The 23,232-nt window shown below is 54.4% G+C and carries 22 protein-coding genes; 11 read left to right on the forward strand and 11 right to left on the reverse strand.

Features of this window, described 5'->3' with window-relative positions; translation table 11 throughout:
* The first annotated feature begins 13 nt into the window (after positions 1 to 13).
* Entirely contained in the window at positions 14 to 643 is a 630-nt protein-coding gene (locus G506_RS0108325; RefSeq protein ID WP_028116465.1) for an SCO family protein, read from the forward strand.
* Positions 644 to 867: 224 nt separating this feature from the next.
* On the opposite strand, the gene G506_RS0108330 is transcribed toward G506_RS0108325, so the two are convergent.
* On the reverse strand, positions 868 to 1,899 hold the full coding sequence (locus G506_RS0108330) for a polysaccharide deacetylase family protein (protein ID WP_028116466.1): 1,032 nt from the start codon (positions 1,897 to 1,899) through the stop codon (positions 868 to 870).
* A gap of 20 nt (positions 1,900 to 1,919) precedes the next feature.
* On the opposite strand from G506_RS0108330, the gene G506_RS0108335 reads away from it, so the two are divergent.
* Positions 1,920 to 3,251, forward strand: a complete 1,332-nt coding sequence (locus tag G506_RS0108335; RefSeq protein WP_051202001.1) for an MATE family efflux transporter — start codon at positions 1,920 to 1,922, stop codon at positions 3,249 to 3,251.
* Between the two features lie 56 nt (positions 3,252 to 3,307).
* Here G506_RS0108335 and nfuA read toward each other — a convergent pair whose 3' ends face one another.
* Together nfuA and G506_RS19250 are read right to left on the reverse strand one after the other, a co-directional pair.
* Positions 3,308 to 3,886: a Fe-S biogenesis protein NfuA gene (nfuA, locus tag G506_RS0108340; protein ID WP_028116468.1), complete on the reverse strand. Its 579-nt coding sequence runs from the start codon at positions 3,884 to 3,886 to the stop codon at positions 3,308 to 3,310.
* A 140-nt stretch (positions 3,887 to 4,026) separates the two neighbouring features.
* Entirely contained in the window at positions 4,027 to 4,767 is a 741-nt protein-coding gene (locus G506_RS19250) for a ComF family protein (protein ID WP_156904846.1), read from the reverse strand.
* Here G506_RS19250 and bioH point away from each other — a divergent pair.
* Both bioH and G506_RS20430 read left to right on the forward strand, forming a co-directional pair.
* On the forward strand, positions 4,766 to 5,536 hold the full coding sequence (bioH, locus tag G506_RS0108350) for a pimeloyl-ACP methyl ester esterase BioH (RefSeq protein ID WP_028116469.1): 771 nt from the start codon (positions 4,766 to 4,768) through the stop codon (positions 5,534 to 5,536). The genes G506_RS19250 and bioH overlap by 2 nt on opposite strands.
* A gap of 102 nt (positions 5,537 to 5,638) precedes the next feature.
* Positions 5,639 to 6,091, forward strand: a complete 453-nt coding sequence (locus tag G506_RS20430; protein ID WP_156904847.1) for a hypothetical protein — start codon at positions 5,639 to 5,641, stop codon at positions 6,089 to 6,091.
* Here the strand turns inward: G506_RS20430 and G506_RS0108360 are convergent.
* Positions 6,088 to 8,382 carry a Tex family protein gene (locus tag G506_RS0108360; protein ID WP_028116471.1) on the reverse strand — a complete coding sequence of 765 codons (2,295 nt, stop codon included), beginning with the start codon at positions 8,380 to 8,382 and terminating at the stop codon, positions 6,088 to 6,090. The two genes, G506_RS20430 and G506_RS0108360, sit on opposite strands and share 4 nt — an antisense overlap.
* Positions 8,383 to 8,483: 101 nt before the next feature.
* On the opposite strand from G506_RS0108360, the gene greB reads away from it, so the two are divergent.
* The 3 genes from greB (at position 8,484) to envZ (ending at position 11,129) form a co-directional block, all read left to right on the forward strand.
* Positions 8,484 to 8,969: a transcription elongation factor GreB gene (gene greB, locus G506_RS0108365; protein ID WP_028116472.1), complete on the forward strand. Its 486-nt coding sequence runs from the start codon at positions 8,484 to 8,486 to the stop codon at positions 8,967 to 8,969.
* Positions 8,970 to 9,081: 112 nt separating this feature from the next.
* Positions 9,082 to 9,804 (forward strand): osmolarity response regulator transcription factor OmpR, encoded by a 723-nt coding sequence (gene ompR, locus G506_RS0108370; protein WP_028116473.1) that lies wholly within the window; start codon positions 9,082 to 9,084, stop codon positions 9,802 to 9,804.
* Positions 9,804 to 11,129, forward strand: coding sequence for a two-component system sensor histidine kinase EnvZ (gene envZ, locus G506_RS0108375; protein ID WP_028116474.1), 1,326 nt, complete (start codon positions 9,804 to 9,806; stop codon positions 11,127 to 11,129). The genes ompR and envZ overlap by 1 nt, the downstream gene beginning before the upstream one ends.
* On the opposite strand, the gene G506_RS20915 is transcribed toward envZ, so the two are convergent.
* Entirely contained in the window at positions 11,126 to 11,296 is a 171-nt protein-coding gene (locus tag G506_RS20915; RefSeq protein WP_156904848.1) for a hypothetical protein, read from the reverse strand. The two genes, envZ and G506_RS20915, sit on opposite strands and share 4 nt — an antisense overlap.
* A 135-nt stretch (positions 11,297 to 11,431) precedes the next feature.
* Between G506_RS20915 and modA the strand changes: the two genes are divergently transcribed.
* Positions 11,432 to 12,184 (forward strand): molybdate ABC transporter substrate-binding protein, encoded by a 753-nt coding sequence (gene modA / locus G506_RS0108385; protein WP_028116475.1) that lies wholly within the window; start codon positions 11,432 to 11,434, stop codon positions 12,182 to 12,184.
* 321 nt (positions 12,185 to 12,505) lie between these two features.
* On the opposite strand, the gene yghU is transcribed toward modA, so the two are convergent.
* The 4 genes from yghU to G506_RS0108405 form a co-directional block, all read right to left on the reverse strand.
* On the reverse strand, positions 12,506 to 13,354 hold the full coding sequence (gene yghU, locus G506_RS0108390; protein ID WP_035387165.1) for a glutathione-dependent disulfide-bond oxidoreductase: 849 nt from the start codon (positions 13,352 to 13,354) through the stop codon (positions 12,506 to 12,508).
* A 160-nt stretch (positions 13,355 to 13,514) separates the two neighbouring features.
* Entirely contained in the window at positions 13,515 to 15,110 is a 1,596-nt protein-coding gene (locus G506_RS0108395) for a BCCT family transporter (protein ID WP_028116477.1), read from the reverse strand.
* A 67-nt stretch (positions 15,111 to 15,177) separates the two neighbouring features.
* A complete protein-coding gene (locus tag G506_RS0108400; RefSeq protein ID WP_028116478.1) occupies positions 15,178 to 16,305 on the reverse strand; it encodes a mandelate racemase/muconate lactonizing enzyme family protein in 1,128 nt (375 codons plus the stop codon).
* Positions 16,306 to 16,360: 55 nt separating this feature from the next.
* Positions 16,361 to 17,713, reverse strand: coding sequence for an FAD-dependent oxidoreductase (locus G506_RS0108405; RefSeq protein WP_028116479.1), 1,353 nt, complete (start codon positions 17,711 to 17,713; stop codon positions 16,361 to 16,363).
* 357 nt (positions 17,714 to 18,070) lie between these two features.
* On the opposite strand from G506_RS0108405, the gene G506_RS0108410 reads away from it, so the two are divergent.
* Positions 18,071 to 18,736 carry a GntR family transcriptional regulator gene (locus G506_RS0108410; RefSeq protein ID WP_028116480.1) on the forward strand — a complete coding sequence of 222 codons (666 nt, stop codon included), beginning with the start codon at positions 18,071 to 18,073 and terminating at the stop codon, positions 18,734 to 18,736.
* An 81-nt stretch (positions 18,737 to 18,817) separates the two neighbouring features.
* On the opposite strand, the gene G506_RS0108415 is transcribed toward G506_RS0108410, so the two are convergent.
* Together G506_RS0108415 and G506_RS20920 are read right to left on the reverse strand one after the other, a co-directional pair.
* Positions 18,818 to 19,276 (reverse strand): hypothetical protein, encoded by a 459-nt coding sequence (locus G506_RS0108415; protein ID WP_028116481.1) that lies wholly within the window; start codon positions 19,274 to 19,276, stop codon positions 18,818 to 18,820.
* Positions 19,277 to 19,309: 33 nt separating this feature from the next.
* On the reverse strand, positions 19,310 to 20,017 hold the full coding sequence (locus tag G506_RS20920) for a cyclic nucleotide-binding domain-containing protein (protein WP_156904849.1): 708 nt from the start codon (positions 20,015 to 20,017) through the stop codon (positions 19,310 to 19,312).
* Between the two features lie 254 nt (positions 20,018 to 20,271).
* Here G506_RS20920 and G506_RS0108425 point away from each other — a divergent pair, with 254 nt between their 5' ends.
* Together G506_RS0108425 and G506_RS19260 are read left to right on the forward strand one after the other, a co-directional pair.
* Positions 20,272 to 21,210: a DmsE family decaheme c-type cytochrome gene (locus G506_RS0108425; protein ID WP_028116483.1), complete on the forward strand. Its 939-nt coding sequence runs from the start codon at positions 20,272 to 20,274 to the stop codon at positions 21,208 to 21,210.
* A gap of 11 nt (positions 21,211 to 21,221) precedes the next feature.
* Positions 21,222 to 23,222, forward strand: a complete 2,001-nt coding sequence (locus G506_RS19260; protein ID WP_051202003.1) for an MtrB/PioB family decaheme-associated outer membrane protein — start codon at positions 21,222 to 21,224, stop codon at positions 23,220 to 23,222.
* Positions 23,223 to 23,232 lie beyond the last annotated feature (10 nt).

Raw genomic sequence — 23,232 nt, forward strand, 5'->3', positions numbered from 1 at the left:
GGGAGTAAGCGGGATGAATTTACGCACTTTGTTGCTGGTATCGGCGGCGTTGATAGCGCTGTTGGCCGGGATCGGTATTGCGGTTTTAGGGCAACAACGGCCCAGCGTTGAGGCACTGTGGTTAAAACAGCCGCGACCGCTGGTAGAGGTTACCTTGCAAGATCAGCTGCGTGAGCCGTTTGGCCAAGCGCAATTGCAAGGCAAATGGACCTTGCTGTTTATCGGTTACACCTCTTGCCCTGATATTTGTCCGACCACCATGGCGGATTTAGCACGACTGTATCCTAAGTTGGCGATGGACAACCTGCAGGTGGTGATGCTGTCGGCGGATCCGGTGCGTGATACCCCTGACCGTTTGGATGAGTACATCTATCACTTTGAGCCGAGCTTTAAAGGGGTGACCGGCGAGCACAGCCAACTGTATCCATTCACCCAAAGCCTTGGTTTGGTGTATGCGTTGGTCGATAGCCCAACCGGTGGCGACTATCTGGTCGATCACAGTGCTGATATTGTGCTGATCAACCCGCAAGGGCAGTTAGAGGCGATATTCCGGCCGCAAGATCTCGGCCCTGGCCAACTGCGCACGGTGTCAATGGCGCAAATCGAGCGGGAGCTGCCGAAAATCGTCGATTACCAGAGTTAATCAAGTTTCGATTAGTTTTTAGTTGGCCGTTCTCAGTTGTTAGTTTTCAGTGAGTGGCTAAAAGCTAAAAGCTAAAAGCTAAAAGCTAAAAGCTAAAAGCAGTTGGTGGTTGGCTAGCGTTAGGTCAAAACGCTGACCAACTACCAACTACCAACTACCAACTACCAACTACCAACTACCAACTACCAACTACCAACTACCAACTACCAATTAACAACTACCAACTAGCCTTTAAGCTTTACCCACGGCTGCGAGAACCAGTAGTAGTTGTTGCTGCTGCGACTTGGGGCGGTGCAGTTATAGCGAGAACGGCCAACTGGCATTGGCTTATCCGCTTGAATGGTAAAGGTATCGGCGTCTATCCACGTTGGCGCTTTGGCGCCTTGGCCTTGGATGTAACACATCAGCTGTTCACGGCGCAGATCGTTGCCGTCTAGGGTCACGGTCAACAGCGGTGGATTGGTTTCGGTCAGTTGCGATTCCGCACCTTGCAGTGCCGCAACCGGCATATTGCGGCTGTTGAGCTTGAGTTTCAGACTGCTCATATCGGCGTAAGCCGCCGCTACCGGGAAACGTGGAATGGCGGTGAAATCAGAATACGGGCCAGCAGCGCCGCTGTGTTGGCCGATGCCGCTGTAACCCATCTCCGTCAACAGTTGCTGTAACTCGCCGTTGAATTCGCCGTAAGGGTAGGCCAAGGCCTTCAGGTTGTGGCCAATATTGGCGACGATGGCCGCTTCGGTTTGTTCGATATTGGCTTTAATCCGAGCCCGCCATTGTTCGCTGGTTTCACCGTCTGTCTTGCGAATTAAATGGCTGTGATCGGCAGTATGGTTGGCGATGGTGGCGCCCTCGCTGGCCAACTGCTGCAGCGTCTGCCAGTTCATGGCATCGCCATAGCCGTGCTCAACCGCGTTCAATTCAACAAACACCGTATAGGGATAACCCAACTGTTTTAGCAGCGGATGAGCGTGTTCAGCGACGTCGTTATAACCGTCATCAAAGGTGATCACCACGCTTTTGGGAGGCAGCGGTTGTTTCGCTTTAATTGCCGTCAGCGCTTGTTCGAGCGGTAGCACCTGAAATTGCTGGTCCCGCAGATAGTGCATCTGTTCGGTAAACTGTGCCGGGGTGACCGAGGTGCTTTTCGGGGTGCTATCACTGACGTGGTGATACTGTAAGATCACCACCGCCTGCGCGCTGCCACTGGCACATAGAGTTAATGGCAGCAGCCAGCGTAAAGCGTTTTGTTTCATTGTTGGGGAAATCCGTTGTTATGACGCTAGATGCCCTTGGGGCTTCCTTGCGGCAGTGGTCGGTGCATCAACGCAATTTGGCGTTGGCGCTGCCGATGATTCTGTCAAACATTACTACCCCAATGCTGGGGTTAGTGGACACCGCGGTTATCGGCCACTTAACCGAGGCTTATTATCTGGGCGGTGTCGCTGTTGGGGCGATGATTATAACCCTAATTCTGTGGCTGGCTGGTTTCCTGCGAATGGCGACTACTGGATTGGTGGCCCAGGGCTTTGGTGAGCAGTCGTGGCCCAAGCAGTTGGCAGTGCTGTTTCAGGGGCTGTGCTTGGCGTTGCTACTGGGTGGAATACTGGTGCTGTTGCAGCAGCCGCTGTTAACTGCGGCGATCCAGGTTATTGGCGGCAGCAGTGAGGTGCAGCATTACGCCATGGAATACGCGTCGATGCGGATCTGGGGCGCGCCGGCGGCGCTGATGAACTTAGTGTTGTTGGGCTTTTTGTTGGGGCGTCATCAAGCCAAAGCGGCAATGTGGCTGCTGATCCTGACCAACAGCTTTAATATCGGTTTCGATCTGTGGTTTGTTCTGGGACTGGGTTGGGGCGTGACTGGCGCTGCGGCGGCAACAGTAGTGGCCGATTACAGCGCATTGCTGCTGGCGCTGTGGCTCAGTTGGCGACAGGTTCCACCGCAATACCGTCAGCTTAAGTGGCTTAATTTCGATGGCGTTGGCCGCTTAATTGCGCTTAATCGCGACATTTTCCTGCGTTCGCTCTGTTTGCAGTTGTGCATTGCGTTTGTCACTGCGCAAGGGGCGCGGATGGGCGATGCAGTGGTGGCGGCCAACTCGGTATTGATGAACTTCACTTTGCTGATCGCCTACGGCCTTGATGGTTTTGCTTATGCGGCGGAAGCGCAGGTGGGACAGGCTCTGGGGCGCAAAGATCAGCGTCAGCTGCGATTGGCGGTATGGTTGGGGATGCTGTGGTCGGCGGCGGCGGCGTTGCTGGCAGCAGCGGTTTTCTGGTTACTCGGCAGCGAGATTATTGCCCTGCTAACCAGTATCGACAGCGTCCGCAGCAATGCACAAACCTACCTGCCTTGGCTGGTGGCTTATCCGCTGGTGGCGTTTACCTGTTTCTTGTTTGACGGGGTTTATATTGGCGCCGCCAAAGGGCGGCCAATGCGCGATAGCATGCTGTTGTCGGCACTGGGATTCTTTGGCTTGTGGTGGCTAACCCAAGGCTGGGGCAACCACGGTCTGTGGTTGGCGTTCTGCGGCTTTGCGCTGCTGCGCAGTGTTAGCCTTGGTGGCCATTATTGGCTGCGCCAGCGTCAACAACGGTGGGTTTGACCTGCACCCGCGCACTAAAAAGGCCGCATTCTGCGGCCTTTTTACTTAAGCGAAACTCAGTAGTAAGAGTGCTCGCCCGCTTGGTGCTCAGTGATGTCTTTCACTGCAGTCAGTTCGCCAGCAAACTCTTCCAGCAACTGCTTTTCAATGCCATCTTTCAGGGTCACATCAACCATTGAACAGCCATTACAGCCGCCGCCAAACTGGATTACCGCGATGCCATCGTCGGTCAATTCCATCAGGCTGATGTAGCCGCCGTGGCCGGCCAGTTGTGGGTTCACTTGGGCTTGAATTACGTACTCAACACGCTCTTTCAGTGGCGCATCGTCGGCCACTTTGCGCATTTTGGCGTTGGGCGCTTTTAGAGTCAGCTGGCTGCCCAACTGGTCCGTTACGTAATCGATAAAGGCTTCTTCCAAGAACGGCGCGCTCTTGCTGTCGATCATGGTGTTAAAGCCGTTGAACTCCAGTTCGGTATCGTCCTCTTCCACCGAATCTGGTGGGCAGTACGACACACCGCACTCGGCTTGTGGGGTGCCTGGATTGATAACGAACACCCGGATGTGGGTGCCTTCAGGCTGCTGCGCCAGCAGTTTTACGAAATGCGCCTGAGCGGCTTCGGTAATGGTGATCATATCGGCTCTCTTAAACCTGAGTAATCGACTCGGATAATATCCATGATAACCCTGTTCGGGCGTGGATGGACAGGGCAGCGATGATAACCGGATCACGAATTGACCGCTAAACGATCAATTCGATTGCTGCTTTTGATGGCTCAGTTCATCGCCGTTGCCAGCGCCAGATAGTGGCTAACCCGATGCCCTTGGCGCTGCAGCGTGCTGGCGGCAACGGCCAGGGTGGTGCCGGTGGTAACAATGTCATCGACCAAGCCGATGCCAGCTTGTGCTGGTTGGGCTGGGGCGACAAAACCGCGTTTCAGATTGGCTCGCCGTTCGCGACCACTGAGTAGGTGCTGGGTGTCGCTATGGCCGACTTTAATCAGCAGCTCTGGTCGTACTGACAGTTGCAGTTGCCGTCCTAGCTCCAAGGCGATCCGCAACGCGTGATTGCTGCCGCGTTGGCGCAGGCGCTGATGATCCATCGGGATGGGAACCAACACCTGTGGCAATGGCTGGGTTTGCATCCGCTTGGCTAACTGCTGACACAGCGGCGTTAGCGCGGCGAATCGTTGTTGGATCTTCATCTGCGCGACCAACTGTCCGGCGGGCGATTGATAGTGAACGGCAACCTGTAGTGGTCGCCAACGTTGCCGCGATAGGCACTTGCCGCAGCGCGATAGCTGGCTGTGGCTTGGCAACGGCGCGGTGCAGCACAGGCACAATGGGCCCGGATCGCCATCGGCTAAGCAGATTGCACAGAGCCCCCGCTGCTGAGCAAGTGGCTGCTGACACAGCAAACATCGGTTCGGTAGACTGGCATCTAATCCTTGGCGTAGCTGCTGTATTACCCCAAGAAGTCGTTGTTTGATTGTGTTTGTGTGGGAAGCTGCTGCCATGTCGATTGCCCCTGTTACTGATTTGAAGCCCACCTTGGTGCTGTTGCACGGCTGGGGGATGAACTGCGCTGTGTGGCAGCAACTTACCCCGCAGTTGCAAGCGTTGGGCTTTGCCGTGGTTACCCCCAATTTGCCGGGTTTTGGTGGCGCCAAGACGCTTAGTGATCCCACGGACTTAAGTTTGATGGCGGCGCATCTTTGGCAGCAGTTGCCAGCGCGTTGCCATCTGCTGGGCTGGTCGTTGGGGGGATTGTTAGCGTTGCAGATGAGCCTGCAAGCGCCGCAGCGGGTGGCATCACTAGTGACCATCGCCAGCTCACCGGCGTTTCAGGCCGCTGATAATTGGCCGGGGATTACCCCTGCGGTGTTAGCTAATTTTGCCGCGCAGTTGGCCAACGACAGCGACAAAACCATTGCGGCTTTCTTGGCGTTACAGGGGATGGGATCGGCCAGTAATCGCGCCGATATTCGTCTGCTTAAACAGGCGATGCTGTCGCAACCGAGTGCCGATGCGACCGCTTTAGCTGGGGGGCTGACGATACTAACGCAGGTCGATCTGCGCTCGCAGCTGTCGCAAATAACCCCGCCATGGATGCGACTCTATGGCCGCAATGATGCTTTGGTGCCCAAAGCCAGTATCGGTGTGGTGGATCGATTGGCGCCACACTCACGCTCGCACATCTTTGCCCCAGCCGGTCACGCGCCGTTTATCTCTCACCCTGATTTGGTGCTGGAGGTGTTGTCCGATTTTTATGCCAGTGCTGGGTAAACGCCGATAACCGCTATCGGCAACTTCTGACTGCTTGTTATTTGCGCAGGTGGTACAATTTAACCAATTCTTTCAATGGGTTTAATTGGCCTCTCGGCATTTATGTTTCTGGTTTCCAACTTTCCGCAGGTTCCGATTGCCACCAGCAATCCCGCCACCGACAGCGCTGCCCGTGAGCAGCAGCTGCGACCGGCGATGCCTGCGCCAGAAGCGTTAGCCAAAAGTCAGGCCGAGCGCGGCATCGATCCAGAACGTCAGCACAGCGATAAGGTGCAGCGTAAAGGCACTTCAGCGCGTCAGTCACAATCGCAGTCCGAACCAGAATCTCAGCGGAACAAGGGCCGTCAACGGCAGTCGCTAAAGTCGCTGCTGGCGGAAGCCAACCCCACTATTGATCGTCCCGGTCGTCGTCGCCGTGGCAGCGAGCAAACCGAGGCCAGCTCGGTGTTGGCGCTGACCGACGCCCAGTATCAAGCCTTCGGCCAGATCATCGCTCGCGCTTATCGGCGCCGTGTCGAGCCGCCACCGGCTCGACAACTGCTTAGCTGGACTTAACGTTTTTTCGCTTTAGCAAAAGCATCGGCGAAGGCGTTGTTGCCTGCGGCGGGCTGGCTCTGTGAGCGCGATTGCGATCGTACTGTTGGTTGCGGGGCGGCAGGGCGAGCCTGCTGGCGACGCTGGTCGTCGCCGCTTTTCATCGACAGCGCAATCCGTTTGCGCGGCAAGTCGACCTCAGTCACTCGCACCTTAACCACTTGGCCGGTTTTCACCAGTTTGCGTGGGTCGTCAACGAAGTGATCCGCCAGCGCTGAGATATGCACCAAGCCATCCTGCTTTACGCCGATATCAACAAAGGCGCCGAAGTGGGTGACGTTGGTGACCACCCCTTCCAGCATCATCCCCTCAACCAGATCATTCAGGCTGGTTACCCCCTCGGCAAATTTGGCCGAAGCGAACTCGCCGCGGGGATCGCGCCCCGGCTTGTGCAGTTCGCTGATGATGTCGGTGACCGTTGGTAGGCCGAAGCGGTCATCGACAAAATCGCTAGCGCGTAACTGATTCAGCACGCTGTCGTTGCCGATCAGTGCTTTGGCGGTTAGGCCGGTTTTCGCCGCCATCTGCTTGACCACGCCGTAGGCTTCCGGATGCACCCCTGAGCCATCGAGCGGATCGCTGCCGCCGCTGATCCGCAAAAAGCCGGCGCACTGCTCAAACGCTTTTGGTCCCAGTCGCGGCACCTTTTTCAGTTCGCTGCGTTTATCGAAGCGGCCATTGCTGTCGCGGTAGCTGACGATGTTGTTGGCCAAAGTCGGGGTTAACCCAGCAACGCGGCTAAGCAGTGCCGCCGAAGCGGAGTTAAGATCGACGCCGACGTGGTTTACGCAATCCTCGACCACCGCATCCAAGCGCTGCGCTAGTTGGCTTTGGTTAACGTCGTGCTGGTACTGGCCAACGCCGATCGCTTTCGGTTCGATCTTCACCAATTCCGCCAATGGATCTTGCAGGCGGCGGCCGATGGAGACCGCACCACGCAGGCTCACATCCAACTGCGGGAACTCATTGGCGGCCAATTCCGAGGCGCTGTAAACCGAGGCACCCGCTTCCGAGACCACGACTTTGGCCGGTTTGCGTTCAAGACCGGCGATCAGCTCGGCCACCAGCTGATCGGTTTCGCGGCTGGCGGTGCCGTTGCCGATGGCGATCAGCTCAATCTGATGGCGCTTGACCAAGGTAGCCAAGGTGGCCAATGCCTGCGACCACTGTTTTTGCGGCGCATGCGGGTAGATGGTGGCGGTATCCAGTAGCTTACCGGTGCCATCCAGCGCCGCCAGTTTACAGCCGGTGCGCTGACCCGGATCGATCGCCAAGGTTGCCTTAGCGCCCGCCGGAGCCGCCAACAGCAAGTCACTCAGGTTGTCTCCAAACACCTTGATTGCCGCGTCGTCGGCGCGGCGCTGCAACGCGCTTAACAGCTCGTTTTCTAAACTGGCACCGAGTTTGGTTTTCCAGCACTGCTGCACCACATTCAGCAGCCACAGATCGGCATCACCGCCGTCGGTTTTGACCTTGGCTAAGCGCGCCAGCAGGCGTTCGGCAGCGCTGAGTTCGCCCCGTGGCACCGCTTCCGCTTCCAGTCGCAACGCTAGCGATAACTCGCCTTGATTCTTGCCGCGCAGCATCGCCAACGCTCGATGCGAAGGCACTTTGTTGTAGCGTTCTTGATGATCGTAGTAATCGCGAAACTTGCTGTGCTCATCGGCCTTGCCACGGCCGGCTTTGCTGGCAATCCAGCCCTCAATCAGCGCCTCGCGCATCGCCGCGACATTGGCCGGATCATTGCCGATGTGCTCAATCAAAATCGCCTGACAGCCATCCAAGACCGCCGCCGCGCTGTCGTAACCCTTGCGGGTGTGTTGCGCCGCTTGAGTCATAGCTTGCGGCTGGCGCAGCAGGTTGAGAGCGAACGGTTCAAGACCGGCTTCAATCGCCAACTGACCTTTGGTGCGGCGTTTCGATTTAAACGGCAGATAGAGATCTTCTAAGGCGGTTTTGCTGTCGGCGGCGTCGATGGCGCGGCGCAGCGATTCGGTCAATTTGCCTTGCTCGCTGATGGCGCTGAGGATGGTGTCACGGCGCTGATTGAGCTCGCGCAGGTAGCTTAAACGCTGCTCTAGCGTTCGCAGTTGGCCATCATCAAGGCCGCCGGTGGCCTCTTTACGGTAACGGGCGATAAACGGCACCGTGGCGCCGCCGTCGATAAGCTCGATGGTGGCACTGATCTGCTGTGGTTTTACCTGCAGCTCTTGGGCGATCTGCTGGCTGAGGCGAGAGTTAGCTTGGCTCATAATCTGTCGTTTTTGCGTTGATTTGCCGATGGCGTGACTGGCAGCGACAATAACACAGTTGCTATAGTCGCAGGCATTGCAACAACGGAAGAAAACCTTAAGTGTCACGGGCAAATCTGATCACCAAAGACGGCTGGAACAAGCTGGAAGCCGAGCTGAAATTTCTCTGGAAAGAGGAGCGACCACGGGTCACCCAAGCGGTCTCCGACGCGGCGGCACTCGGTGACCGCAGCGAGAACGCTGAGTACATCTACGGCAAAAAGCGGCTGCGTGAAATCGACCGTCGGGTGCGCTTCTTAAGCAAACGTATGGAAGTGTTGCGGGTGGTGGAACCGGATCCGCGGCAAGCGGGCAAAGCCTACTTTGGCGCCTGGTTGGAGCTGGAATCAGAAGCCGGTGAGATCAAACATTATCAACTGGTTGGCCCCGATGAGTTTGAGATCGGCGTGGGCAAGATCAGCATCGATTCGCCGTTGGCGCGGGCGATGCTGGGCAAAGAGGTCGATGATGAAGTGATTGTGCGCACCCCAGCGGGCGCACAAACCTATTACATCAATCGCATCAGCTACAAACCGTTTGCCGATTGATCGCAATGTAAGCTAAAAAATAACCTAGAAACAGTTTGCAACACCCTATCGCTGCGGCGTTTTCTGCCAACGCGGTACTATCACGGATGAGCTAGAAATTTAAGGTACCTTCATGGAACAGGAAACCACCAAAGTACTGGTTGTTGATGACGATGTGCGCCTGCGCGGCTTGCTCGAGCGTTATCTGGTCGAACAGAACTTCCAAGTGCGCACTGCCGCCAATGCCGATCAGATGGATCGCTTATTGGAGCGGGAAAACTTCCATCTGCTGGTACTGGATCTGATGTTGCCCGGTGAAGATGGCTTGTCGATTTGTCGCCGTCTGCGCGAGAAAAACAATCAGATCGCGATCATTATGCTTACCGCCAAAGGTGACGAAGCGGATCGCATCTATGGCCTCGATCTCGGTGCCGACGATTACATGCCAAAACCGTTTAACCCACGGGAACTGCTGTCGCGGATCAATGCGGTATTGCGCCGTCGCCCGCAGGAATTACCCGGGGCGCCGTCACTGACCGAATCCACTGTCAGCTTTGGTGAGCACGTGTTGAATTTGGCCACCCGCGAGATGACCAAAGCCGGTAAGCCGTTGGCATTAACCTCCGGCGAATTCGCGGTGTTGAAGGTGCTGGTGAGCAATCCCCGCGAGCCGATGAGCCGCGACAAACTGATGAACCAAGCCCGTGGCCGCGATTACAGTGCCTTGGAACGTTCCATCGACGTGCAGGTATCGCGCTTGCGACGGATGATTGAGGACGATCCCTCCAACCCGCGTTATATCCAAACCGTGTGGGGCTTAGGCTACGTGTTTGTGCCGGATGGCGTTGCCCCTTAATGCGTTGGACTCGGCTGCCGCGAACGAACTTCGGGCAAACGGTATTGCTGATCGGTTGTTTGTTGCTGATCAGCATGATCCTCTCTTACTGGTCGCTGACGGTGTTTGTGGTGAAACCAACCACCCAGCAGATCATTGAATTGATGGCCCGGCAAGTGGATTTCGCCTTTCGCGATCTGCAACTCGACATCAACCACCTCACCACTTTAGAGGCGTTGCAAGCGCGGCTGGAACGGGATCTCTATATGGAGGCCTTCACCGTTGCCGAAGCGCGTCAGCAGGGGCTTGATCAAGCCACTCATTACACTCTGTTTTCCGAACAGATGAGCCAATACCTTGGTGGTCCGGCGGAAGTGCGCTTAAGCACCGGCGGGATCTATCAGGTGTGGGTGCAGCCACCGCAGGCGCCGCAATTGTGGCTGCGTATTCCGCTGACCGATTTTGATGAAGCGTCACTGTCGCCGCTGACCATCTATCTGTGCGCGATTTTGGTGCTGTCGGTGTTCGGTGGCTGGTGGTTTGCCAGCCGTCAGGCGGCGCCGCTGAAGCGATTGCAAACCGCGGCGCTGTCGGTGTCGCGGGGGTACTTCCCGAAGCCGTTGCCGTTGGCCGGTTCGGTCGAGGTGGAAGAGGTGACCGCCGCCTTTAACCACATGTCGCGGTCGATGGCCAAATTGGAATCGGATCGGCAGGTGCTGTTGGCGGGGGTGTCGCATGATCTGCGCACACCATTAACGCGGATCCGCTTGGCGGCGGAGATGATGGACAGCAAAGATGAGTTCCTTAAAGCCGGTATCGAGCAGGATATCGATGACATGAACGCCATCATCGATCAGTTCATCGCCTTTATCCGCGGTCATCAGTTGGAAGATCTGCAGCCGTTGGCCCTAGCGGAACTGCTGCAAGAGACCGCCCAGCAAGAGCAGTTGCGTGATGCCACCATTGAGCTGCAACTGGACGATGGCCGCGCTACTTTGCTACCACCGGTGGCGGTGAAGCGGGTGCTATCGAATTTGCTGGAAAATGCCCAGCGCTACGGCCATGGCTGGATCCGGTTAAGCTGCGGTCACAGTGAGGATTGGCACTGGTTTATGGTCGAGGACAATGGCCCGGGGATTGCGCCGGATCAGCTCGAGCAGTTGTTTGAACCCTTCACCCAAGGTGACAAAGCCCGCGGTGGCAGCGGCTCCGGCTTAGGGCTGGCGATCATCAGCCGCATTGTTGATGGTTTGGGTGGGCGCTTGGCCTTCGATAATCGCCCTGAGGGCGGACTGCGAGCCAAGGTTTACCTGCCCTCGGTCAATAGCTTGTTGCCGAAACCCTAATTATCGTCGTCGCTGGATTGGCGGTGGTGATCTTGCGGTTGGCGGTCGATCTGCCGTCGGGTTTGGCGGCGACGATCGCCAACATCATCGGCAAATCGAACCTGGTCGCGGCGCTCTTGCAATGAGCGCCGTTGTTGGTCGCGGCGTTCCGGGTAACATTCGGTCATGGTGGTGGCCTTTATCTTGTCGCTGTCAGATCCAGTTAAGCACAGATGCGGGCGTTTGCTTTTGCGACCTCGGCGCTAGTGCCACTTGCTAAAGCGCTTTACACTGAAATTTCTCTCTTCTCTCGAGTACCGTTGATGAACAGATTGCCGCGTTTGGCACTGACTGCTGTGTTATTGATCTCCGCTTGCTCAGCCCAGGCGGCGCAATTGCGCGTCGCGGTTGCGGCCAATTTTAAGCATGCGCTGGATCAGATTGCCGCCGATTATCAACAGCAAACCGGCATTGAAGTGACCGTTTCGGCGGGGGGCAGTGGTGCCCTGTATACCCAGATTTTGCATGGTGCGCCGTACGATCTGTTCCTGTCGGCGGATGTCGAACGACCGCAGTTGCTCGAGCAGGGCGGTCAAGGCTTAGCGGGCAGCCGACTCACTTACGCCACCGGCATTTTGGCATTTTGGAGTCCGGGCCAAGCCGCTAGTGAGCAACTGTTGCGGGATTGGCAACCACGGTTGTCGATCGCCAATCCTCGGCTGGCACCCTACGGCTTAGCAGCACAACAGACACTGGCGCATCTGCAATTGCCAAAGTCACCACCACTGGTGCGCGGTGCCAATATTTTGCAAGCCTATCAGTATGTCCAAAGCGGTAATGCCAGTGCCGGTCTGGTAGCGCTGTCGCATCTAAAAGCGGCCAAGGTTCCCAGTTCGGAATATTGGTTGGTGCCCAATGAATGGCATCAACCGATTGAGCAGCAAGGGATTGTGTTGAAACGCTCGGCGCATCCGCAGTTGGCCTGTGATTTTCTAAACTACGTGATGGCGGCGGATAGGCTGCTGGCGGACAGTGGCTATCTGGTGCCGGATGGTCAGGCTCAGTGCCGTTTGTAGTGCGGATTGCTAGCCATAAGCTACCCAGAAACCAACAAGCCCAGTCAGTGACTGGGCTGATTAGGGCGTGTTGACCTTTGCCGTATATTTTTGCGCCCATTAATGTCTGTTCCAGACGATAGATTGCACTTGGCAAGTCGGTTTGACTGTTCAATCGTCACTATTGGGCGCCCTGCAGGGCCGGACTAGCGGCTGTCACTTTTCGTCATACGATTTCGACGTAGAGCCACTATGTCTTCAATCGCAATCCTCGATTGACAGCCGCTATCCTCGGCCAAATTCTGAACACCAAATGTCAACACGCCCTAGTTTCTAGCGGGCTTAACTCTCGGCGAGCGCCTCGTCGATGTCGCTGGCGCTGTGGCGGTTTAGCACCTTCGGACCATCGCCCATCGCTTTGTTGACGATGCGGCCGCGCTGCACCGCCGGTCGCTCGGCAATCTCTTTGGCCCAGCGGATAACGTGTTGATAGTCCGCCACCTGCAGAAACTCCGCCGCTTCATAGGCGTTGTTCAGCACCAGATTGCCATACCATGGCCAAGTGGCGATGTCGGCAATGCTGTAGTGCTCACCGGCTAAGAAGCGATTATGGGCTAAGCGTTTATCCAGTACGTCGAGTTGGCGTTTGACTTCCATGGTGAAGCGGTTAATCGGGTACTCGAACTTCTCTGGGGCGTAGGCGTAGAAATGACCGAAGCCGCCGCCAAGGTAGGGCGCAGCACCGTGAACCCAGAACAGCCAGTTAAAGGCTTGCGCCCGTGGGATCGCTTCGGTAGGCAGCAGTTCGCCAAACTTTTCCGCCAGATACACCAGAATTGATGCCGACTCGAATACCGGTACCGGTTTGCCGCCGCTGTAATCCACCAACGCCGGAATTTTCGAGTTGGGGTTGATGCCGACAAAGCCAGAACCAAACTGGTCGCCTTCGCCGATGTTGATCAGAAAGGCATCGTACTCTGCGCCGCTGTGACCCAAGGCCAGCAACTCTTCCAGCATGATGGTGACCTTCTGGCCATTGGGCGTGCCGAGCGAATACAGCTGCAGCGGATGTTTGCCAACCGGCAGCGCTTTATCGTGAGTGGCACCGGAAACCGGACGATTGATGTGGGCCCATTTACCGCCATTGGCGGCATCGTGTACCCAAACCTTAGGTGGGGTGTAACTGCTCATGGTGAGATCCTTTCCCAAATTGGTTCAGTCCAGTCTACTCCTTTGATAGCCAAAACAAAAAAATGCCAGTCATTGCTGACTGGCATTGCTAGACCATAGGGATTGATCGTTAACTCATCGCTGCTGACGACTTATTACTTCAAACCCTTTAACGAAGTCGTTATGCGGCTTTTTCTGCACTTACCGCAGTAACGGTCTGTGCTGGTGCTAACTGGTACTTGGCTTCAATCTCAGCAGCGGTCATGTGACCGTAGTCCTCACGCATATTGCGTAGGGTTTTGTAGATCATGAAGGAGCACAGCAGCATCAGCGGCAGAGCGAAGATCAGGATCGCAGACTGCATAGAGCCTACAGGCGCATCAACCACGATAAATACGGTAGGAATGGCGATGATCACCAGACACCAGAACACTTTCAGCATGGTGGATGGGCCGTTTTCACGATCCAGTTCTTTTTGAGTCTGACAAGCTACGGTAAATACCGAGCCGTCCAAAGTGGTTACTAGCAGCAGGAAGGTGGAGATGATAAACACCACCAGAATCGCTGAGGAGAACGGCAGGGTTTGCAGCGCTTCAACGATAGAGGAGCTGGCCTGACCGTTAGCTACCATGCCACTGATGTCAACTTTGTCATCCAACTGGGTCTTCATCATGAAAGAACCCACTACCGCGAACAGGGTTGCTACGCCAGCGGTACCGCCGCCCAGCATACATACCACTACTTCACGGATGGTACGGCCTTTGGACATCTTGGTTACGAAGATGCACATCATTGGAATGAAGATCATCCAGTAGGCCCAGAAGTAGGCGGTCCAGTTTTGTGGGAAGCCGGCTTTGTCGATGGCGTCGGTGTAGATGCTCATCTTGACGAAGTTAGAAGCCCACAGCGCCAGAGAGGAACTGGTGTTTTCCAGAATGAATTGGGTAGGGCCAAATACCAGGATGTACACCACCAGCGCCACGATGAAGTAGGTACCGTAGGAGGAGATGTTACGCATGCCCTTTTCCAGACCTACAAACGAGCTCAGGATCAGCAGCGCCGCAACCACGCCCAGCATAACCAGTTTCAGGGTCAGCGAGTCCGCTACGCCGATCAGCTGCGCCATTGCCGCAGAAGCGATTGGCACGCCCAGAGCCAGTACGATGATCAGGCCGAATACGATGGCGATTGGGTAGATGATTTCGATAGTACGACCAACGAACTTACCCACGGTTGGGTTGTCGATCATGGTCTTCACCACGTCACTGATTTTCAGGGTGGTGTTCTTACGCACGTAGAAGGCGTACATCACTGGAATAGCGGTAATGCAGTACAGTGCCCACGCGGTCAGACCCCAGTGGTGCATGGAGTAGGTTACCGCCCACTCATACGCCAAGGTGGAGCCCGCTTCGATGGCGAATGGCGGGGTCTTTACGTAGTAAGACCACTCCAGGAAGGCCCAGTACACGGTACCGGAGCCAACGCCAGCCAGCGCCATCATGGTAACGTAAGAGAAGGTGGAGAATTCAGGTTGTTCTTTGCCCATACGGATGCTGCCGTATTTAGAGAAGACGAAGAACGCGGCGATGAGCACCATCGCAAAACCGAACCACAAAATAGGGGTACCTAGGTTGCTTGCAACCAGAGTAAACACTTTGCCAGCCAAGGCGATGGCGGCGGCGGTGTCGGTCAGAAAGTAGATCGAAATGGCTGCCACAATGACCATGGAGATCGCTACGGCAGCAACATCGAAGTTGCCTAGCTTGGATTTTTGCATGTTGGAATTCCTGAGGCGACGCCATTGAGGGGAGCAATGACGTCGCTAGGGTTTAGGGAGTTAGGGATTACTCGATGATGTAGGTCAGGATCGATTCTTTACGAACCACATCCCAATCCATCTCCACACCCAGACCAGGAGCGTCTGGTACGGTTACGAAGCCGTCTTTGTTGGTGCGGATAACGTTCTTAGAGCCCAGCTCGAAGTTCTCGTATGGGTACGCTTGCTCGAAGTACTTGCCGTTGTTGTGAGCCAGTGCCACGTGCAGGTTGGCCGCTTGAGTCAAGGTGTAGCCCCAGCTCTGAACTTCCAGTGGTTTACCGTGGGCTTCCGCCAGCGCAAAACACTTCACCAGTGGGGTGATACCGCCACATACGGTGGCGTCTTGACGTACGTCAGACCACATTTCGTTGGACAGCGCGTAAGCCACTTCTGGCAGAGTCAGCAGGCAGTTACCGTGGCTGGAGATCTCCAGGTTGGTCTCGCGTACCAGACGCTTGTAGCTCTTGAAGTCGTAGTCTGATACTGGCGCTTCGAACCACATCCACTCGTACTCTTCCAGCAGCTTGGCCATCTTCAGCGCTTCTTGCTGGTTGTAGTACTGGGCGGTGTCCAGCATAAAGGCGATGCCGGTGTTGCCGTAGCGAGCTTGAATAGCTTTCACCAGCTCAACGTCGCGAGAGAACAAGCAAGCGCAGTGCAGTTTGATCGCTTTGAAGCCGTGGTCGATACAGTCGTCGATGAACGGGAAGTACTCTTCCACGGTTTCGAAGAATGGGGTGGACGCGTAAGACAGCATCTTGTCGCGGCAACCGCCCAACATCTGGTACAGCGGCATGCCCGCTTTCTTACCTTTGATATCCCAACAAGCGATGTCGAATGGGGATTTGGCTGGCAGGCCGCCCCAAGTACAACGGTTCGCCAACCACGCGTTGATTTCGCCGGTGTTGATCGCGTTTTTGCCGATCATGCCTGGAGCGATGATGCGCATCGCTTCAACGATGCACTTATCGAAATCGTTTTCGGTGTAGCTGATGGTCGCGCCAACGCCTTCCAGACCATCTTCAGTGATGATGCGAACGATGTTGTTGGTGTGTACCAGTGGCTCTTGGTCGTAAGCCCAAGGCAGGGTATCAGCGTGGCGGTCGGCTACCGCGTACAGTTCAATGCGTTTGATTTTGCTTTCAATAGGCATGGGATTATCTCGCTATTGTCAAAAGCGCCAGTCGCCGTGCGACTGGCAAAAAAGGTTACAGGCGGCTGTCGCCCAGATTCATTTGTGCGCGCACTTCGCGGCCTTGCAGCTCGCGCAGTGGCTTATCATGTTTCAGTGACAACACACAGGCGGCGCCAGCGGCGTGGCCATATTCGAAGGTCTGTGCGGTTACGCGGGCGGAAGCCAGCGCTTCGTGCTCGGCAGACAAACAGCGGCCAGCAACGATGATGTTGTCGCCGATGCGTGGGATCAGGGTGTTGTAAGGCACGTCGTACCAATCGTTCATCAGCCAGTGCAGCTTTGGCTTGGTGCCAGAGTGCAGCTCGATCGGCCATGGGCTGCGGCAGATACCGTCTTCATCTTTGCGGCAGTTGACTACGTCATCGTTGCTCAGCTTGCTAACGCCTTCGATAGAACGGGTCTGGCGAATACCAACTTCAACTGAGGTATCAACTACATAGCCGTTTTCACAGCCTGGTACGAAGTGGGTTAGGAAGCGGGCGTATTCACGTACCTGCTTGCGACCAAACACTTCCGCTTCGGTGAAGTCGACTGGATCGATCACGTTCAGTACGCGGCCGTCTTGGCCAGCCAAACGGGTGGCGTTAACCATCAGTTCGTTTGGACGAGTGGTTGGGAAGATCCAGATCTTGTGACGTGGCAGTTGGTATTCGCCGCTGGCGTTCAGCTCCAGAATTTTCTCGGTCACTTTGGTTGGACAGATGGTGTCTTCGCCGTAGAACTCGAGGTATTTGTCCATGTCGACGCCGCCTAAGCGGAAGAACATGGTTGGGTTTTGGATAACGCCGTTGTCACCAAAGAAGTATTCGCCACCGGCGCGAGCCACTACCGCGGCATCGCCAGAGGCGTCGATGATGCGCTTGGCCATCACCACGCTGCGACCGGCATTGGATTCCAGCACTACGCCTTGGTAGTTGTCGCCGTCCATTACCACGCCGGTTACCGCGGTGTGGTACAGCACTTCAACGCCGGCTTCCAGCAGGAAGTCATCGGCGGCTTCACGCCACATCAGGGGATCGTGGGTCACGGTGTAGGTTTTACCGTAGCGCTGTGGCTCGGTCAGACCGCCGCGCTGTAGCAGCGCCTGACGGAACTCTTCGGCAAAGCCGAATACCACTTGCTGTGGCTCGCCTTCGTCGGTGGCGGTGTATAGACCGCAGATGGTGCCGGACAGACCCGCTACCGCAGCGCCACCACAGAAACCGTACTTTTCGATCAGCATGGTTTTCAGACCTTGGCGGCCACAGGTGGTCGCGGCAGCCACGCCAGCGGAACCGCCGCCGACAACCAGGACATCAACGTGAGCTAAAACAGGCAGCTGGTGGCCTTGCTCAGCGGTTTTGGATTCGATTTTCCAGTTTTGCATTGCACTCTTTGAAAGCTGATATATCAGATGTGTATTAATAGTATTCCTGTGGTTGATTAGTGGCTGCGATCACGATCGCAATTTCGACCGTTTGCGACTGAATTCACTGGTGGCTGCGGTTTTATGAAAAAAGTCACTAAAAACAATAATATGAATCTTTATTTACTCATAATGTGGTAGATTTAAGCTGACTGAACAGATTGCTTGGTGAAGTTTTGAGCAGTCAGGTTTGGGATGATCTATTTACAAGTGTGCATTCTGATATATCAGTTGATGTGGTTTGATATACACTTGTACTCTATTTTCAGTTTTATTTAATCGGCCGGCGTTATGGCGCCGTTTGGCAAGAGGCACCCTATGGTGAACCAAGAATCCATCAACAAATCTGAGCAGGCCTATGATGTGCTGGAGCAGATGATCATCTTCCGTGAGCTGAAGCCGGGATCGATGGTCAGCGAGAAGCAGTTGGCGGAAAACCTCGGCTTGGGGCGCACCCCAGTGCGTGAGGCGTTGCAGCGTTTGTCCTACGAGCGGATGGTGGAGATCCACCCGCGACGCGGCATTCAGATCCCAGTGATTGCGTTGGAAACCCAGCTGAAGATCTTAGAGGTGCGCCGCGAAGTTGAGGCGTTGTGTCTTGGGTTTGCCACCGAACGTGCCGATGAACGCGAAAAGCGCAATATGTTGCAGCTGGCGGATGAACTGGAAGCTTGTGCCAAGCGTGGTGATGAGCGTGCCTACGCCGAGCGTTTAAAGCAGATTCATACCGATCTGGTGCGAGTGGCTGGCAACGAATTTGTGCAGTTGGCGATGGCGCCACTGCAGGGCTTGTCGCGCCGTTTTTGGTTTGCCTACAAAGACGGTGTTGCCGATCTGCAGCAAGCGGCACATCTGCATGCGCAAAACCTGCGTCAGGTGGCTTCCGGCAACAAAGCGGCAGCGATCGCCGCCAGTCATCAGCTGAATGACTATCTGACCAAGATGGCGTACGCCAGCATCAATCGGAAGATCTCCGACGCTTGAGCTAGCTTGAACAGCAGATAGCAAAACGCCCCAGCGAGCATGGCTCGACTGGGGCGTTTGGGTTTCTGGCATCTGTGGCGGTTAGCGGCCCATATTGCGCTGACTGGCGCGGCGCTGGGTCAGCAGGTTTTGCCAATGCTGATGCAGGGTTTGGATCTGTTGCTGCAGCGCTTGCAGTGGCGGCTCCAGTTCAGGGTGGTATTGCTTGCAAGCAAAGTGGTTGGCGACGGTCAGGATCAGCATCGACCGTTGGCTAGGGTGTTCCTCTTCCAACGAACTGAGCACCGTGCTTTGGGCGGCAAGCGCCAGCATCTGCAGCAAGCGCCCCGGCTCGATATCGTGCTGTTCAACCAGCAGTTCAGGTTGGCTGGCCAACACCAGTTCAGTGATCCGGTTGGCAACGGCGCCGATGGTGGTGGCACCGCCAAAGTACTGGTGGACCAAGGCCTCCATGGCGATCGCCGATTCAACGGTTTTGGCGTGTTCGGCCATTTGCCACTTGCCGCTTAAAGCGCGGCGGTAATGAAATTTGTCAGACATAACAGCTTTGGAAGTAATGGTTAGTAATCGAGTTTACCAGTGTTTATTGATGGGCATGTAACAACTGATGAAATCGATGATTTCCGGATTGAAGCTATTTAGCATGCCATTAAAGTCAAGGAGTTCGATACACCCATAGCGCTTTACAATCAACTGTTGCTGAACCAGTTGCTTGATTACATTGCCGCAGTATTGGCGGGTTGAGTTTGTTAATTGACAAAGATCATCAATGGTTATTGGAAAGCTAGTGCCATGATTCTTTATAAATAAAATAAACAATCTGAGTTTAATACTTGTATGCTTATCTAAACTGCTTCTAAGTAACGCCATGTTATGGCTAACATGGAGGTTTTCAATCATGGTGTTCAATAAAAGTTGGGCTAACTCAGTATTATTGAAGCTTGTCATTATTGCCTTTGATAATACGGTAAGTTCGCAATCAAACAAACAGTAGTAATGATTGTGGTGGTGTTGGTGGCGATTGGTGTGCATTGGCGAATCAACCAACAGGTAGCCTCTGCTCCATACTGATGCGCTAGAGAACACTTCATTTGTTACTTCTAATCGCTCTACCAAACAACCACTTCGAATGAAGATTAAGCCATATTCTTCAAGGCTTAAAGAGTACTCATCACCCCGTTTCAGAGATACAGATATGCTCGCTTTTAGTACTTTTTCGATGACTTCGTGAGGTATGTCAGCATTAGTTAATAACTGTGATAATGATTCGCTATGATTCATTTTATAAACTTAAGAGGCTAAGTGATGCTGTAGTTCACAAATTAAATTCGAGACCCATCGCTCTACTTTTGGGGTTTAAATTGAATATTTTTCAGCTAGAAAAATATTGCAGAAAATGAGAAAAAACATTCCGAAAAGTACTCGAATTTGCAGAGGCAAGTTACCTTGAATGTCACATATTTTACATTCTAGTTAGGGCTTCATTGGCAACATAGTTATCGACCCGTTTGTTGTACTTCAACCACAGTGGATCGATGATGAACAAGTTAACCCAAGTAATGCAAGCTTTGACGGTCGGGGTGCTCTTTAGTGTGCCGTCGTTAACGTTGGCTGCGACGGAGTCGAGTGTGCAAACTCAGCTCTTGGATAAATTCCAAAGCGGCCAATATTCCTCGAAAGGGGCAGATAGTTGCTTGATGTGTCACCGTAAAGATCAATCGGTAATGGCGATTTTCAGCGGTGTCCATGGCGATCTTGCCCACAGCAATAGCCCGATGGCCAACTTGCAATGTGAAAGCTGCCATGGCCCTCAAGGCAAACACCGCGGTAAGAATGAACCGATGATCGTGTTTGGCAGTGACGGTAACGTCAGTGCTGAACTGCAAGACAGCGTCTGTCTCTCTTGTCACCAAGATAGCGAGCGTATGTCATGGCATGACTCAATGCACGTCCAAGCGGAAGTCAGCTGTGTTAGCTGTCACCAAGTACACAGTGCCAGTGATCCAATTCTGGACCGCAGTCAGCAAGTAGGCCGCTGTGTTGAGTGTCACAGCGAACAGCGCAGCGATCTTCATAAGCGCAGTGCCCACCCGATGCAGACTAATACCCAAGCGGGCTCGATGGTCTGTAGTGATTGCCACGCCTCTCACGGTTCTATGTCTGATGCAGCCTTACTTCAGCCAAGTACCAATGACAACTGCTACCAGTGTCACGCTGAAAAACGCGGGCCGTTCCTTTGGGAGCACCAAGGTGTGGTTGATGACTGCAGTAACTGTCACGACGTTCACGGCAGCGTTAACGACAACCTACTGAAACGTAAAGCCCCACAGTTGTGCCAAAACTGCCACCAACCGGATGGACACCAATTTAATGTCGAGCCAGATTCGGTGTTTAGCAGTGGCCAAAGTTGTCTCAACTGTCACAACCAGATCCATGGGTCTAATCACCCCAGTGGTAACTATCTGCGTAAGTAAGGAGAGCAAGGATGAATCTCAAACTCAGCCTGGTTGCGCTCGCCGTTATGAGTGCAGGGACAGCGCAAGCCGCCAGTTTTAACCTTAATCAAGCCGTCACCGATAACCTCGATACCAGCCGTTGGGCTTGTAAACATTGCGTCAGCGATAAAGCGTTAGGTGAAGTTGGCCTATCGGCGTTAGTTGTCGACAGCGACGATGACCATGTAGCAAATCGCTTCGGTGATGAAGATGGTGTTGCTGCTGCGCTACAAGCTAACGTAAATGCCGTTGATGGCGATAAGCGCCTGCGCGTGCAAGCCGATAACTTTGGCATGGAAACTGGCCGTGTTGACGCGGCTTTCCGACAGGATGGCTGGCAGCTTAATGGTGGCTATAGCAGCAATTTAATGGTCAATGGCGATGATGCCAGCAGCCAGTACTTGTTGGTAAATGAGCAATTGTTGCTGCAACCGCAATCACGTCAGCACACGTTGGAATTAAAACGTGAACACTACTTTATTGGCAGTCAATTGGATTGGCGCTGGTTTGATTTGGATTGGAGCGGCTTTGTTGATTACCAATTGACCGAAAAGACCGGTAAGCAGGTTAAATCGAGCCAGTTTATCGCCACCCCTGATGCCAACAACAGCGCTAGCCCGGTGCAATTCGTTGCCCCAGTAGATCATTCGACTCATAGCCTTGTTGCCGGCGGGAGCGTCAGCGGCGACGGTTGGCTTACCGAGTTGAAGTATCACGGTAGCCAATTTGATAACGGTAATAGAACGATAGACAGTGAGACCGGTGGCAATATTCAAGCTTATGAACCGGAAAACGAAGCCCATCAGATGATCGCCAGTGGCCTGTACCACTTCGATCGTCACAGTCTCACTGGTCGAGTGGTGAAGGGGTGGATGTTGCAGGATCAGGACTTTACCTCGCTCATGGGGGTACCGGCAGGGATCCAAAGTGCCGATGCTGAGGTGGAGACCTTGGACATTAATGCCCGTTGGCATTTCCGTGCTCGTTCAGATCTGCGCTTGCAGGCCAAAGTGGATTACCGCGATCGCGACAATAAGACGCCCGTGCGCTTATTTGAATCGATTGACTTTGATCCAACGACTGGTCGTGCGGTGGAAAACGTTACCCTCGATAGCGAGCGGTTGGCCTATCAAGTTCAAGCCAATTATCGCTTGATGAGCGGTGCCAATGTTATCGCTGGGTATCAACGCATTGATACTGAACAAACCGATGAGGTGACTGAGGAAACTTCTGAAGACCGCCTGTTTGCGCAATTGCGTTATCGCCGCCTCAGCCATTGGGACTTCGATCTTAAAGGTGAGTACAGCAGTCGTGATGGTTCTGATTATCAAGCGGATGCAGCTACTAGCGATGAAGAGCAGGCGTTACTGCGCAAGTTCTACCTTGCCGACCGTGACCGCAGTCAACTGGAACTGGGTGTTAGCCATAGCCCTAATGAAAAGGTGATGGTAACCGCAAAGGTACGTTACGCCCTTGATGACTACAGTAACACCACTATTGGTCTGACAGAGTCTACTGATAGCAGCTATGACCTAAGTCTTAACTACCAACCGATTTTGCCATTGAGCCTGCATCTGTTTGTTAGCCAGCAATGGATTGACTCTGAGCAACGAGACCTTAATGGGGCGCAGAGCTACCAAGGTGAAATCAACGACAGCTTCAGTCACATCGGCTTTGGCGGGAGCTATCGAGGACTGTTGCAAGATCGGCTAACGCTGGGGCTGGATTACGGCTACAGCGAGTCGGAATCCGATACAGAGCTGAGCCTAGGTTTCGCCTACGGCGATTACAGTGCATGGTCCCACAATGTCGATCTGTATGCGGAATACCAACTGTGTGAACGTGCCAAGTTAAAAGCCAATTATGGCTATCAGCGTTATTACGACACCAACTATGCCAGTGTAAATAGCAGCAGCTACGTCACCCTCGGCAATCTTGATTCTAACTACGTCGCCCACAAGGTGATGCTGACCTTCAGCTACGCCCTTTAGTGAGTTAATT

This window comes from Ferrimonas senticii DSM 18821 (assembly GCF_000422665.1).
GTDB classification, from domain to species: Bacteria; Pseudomonadota; Gammaproteobacteria; order Enterobacterales; family Shewanellaceae; genus Ferrimonas; species Ferrimonas senticii.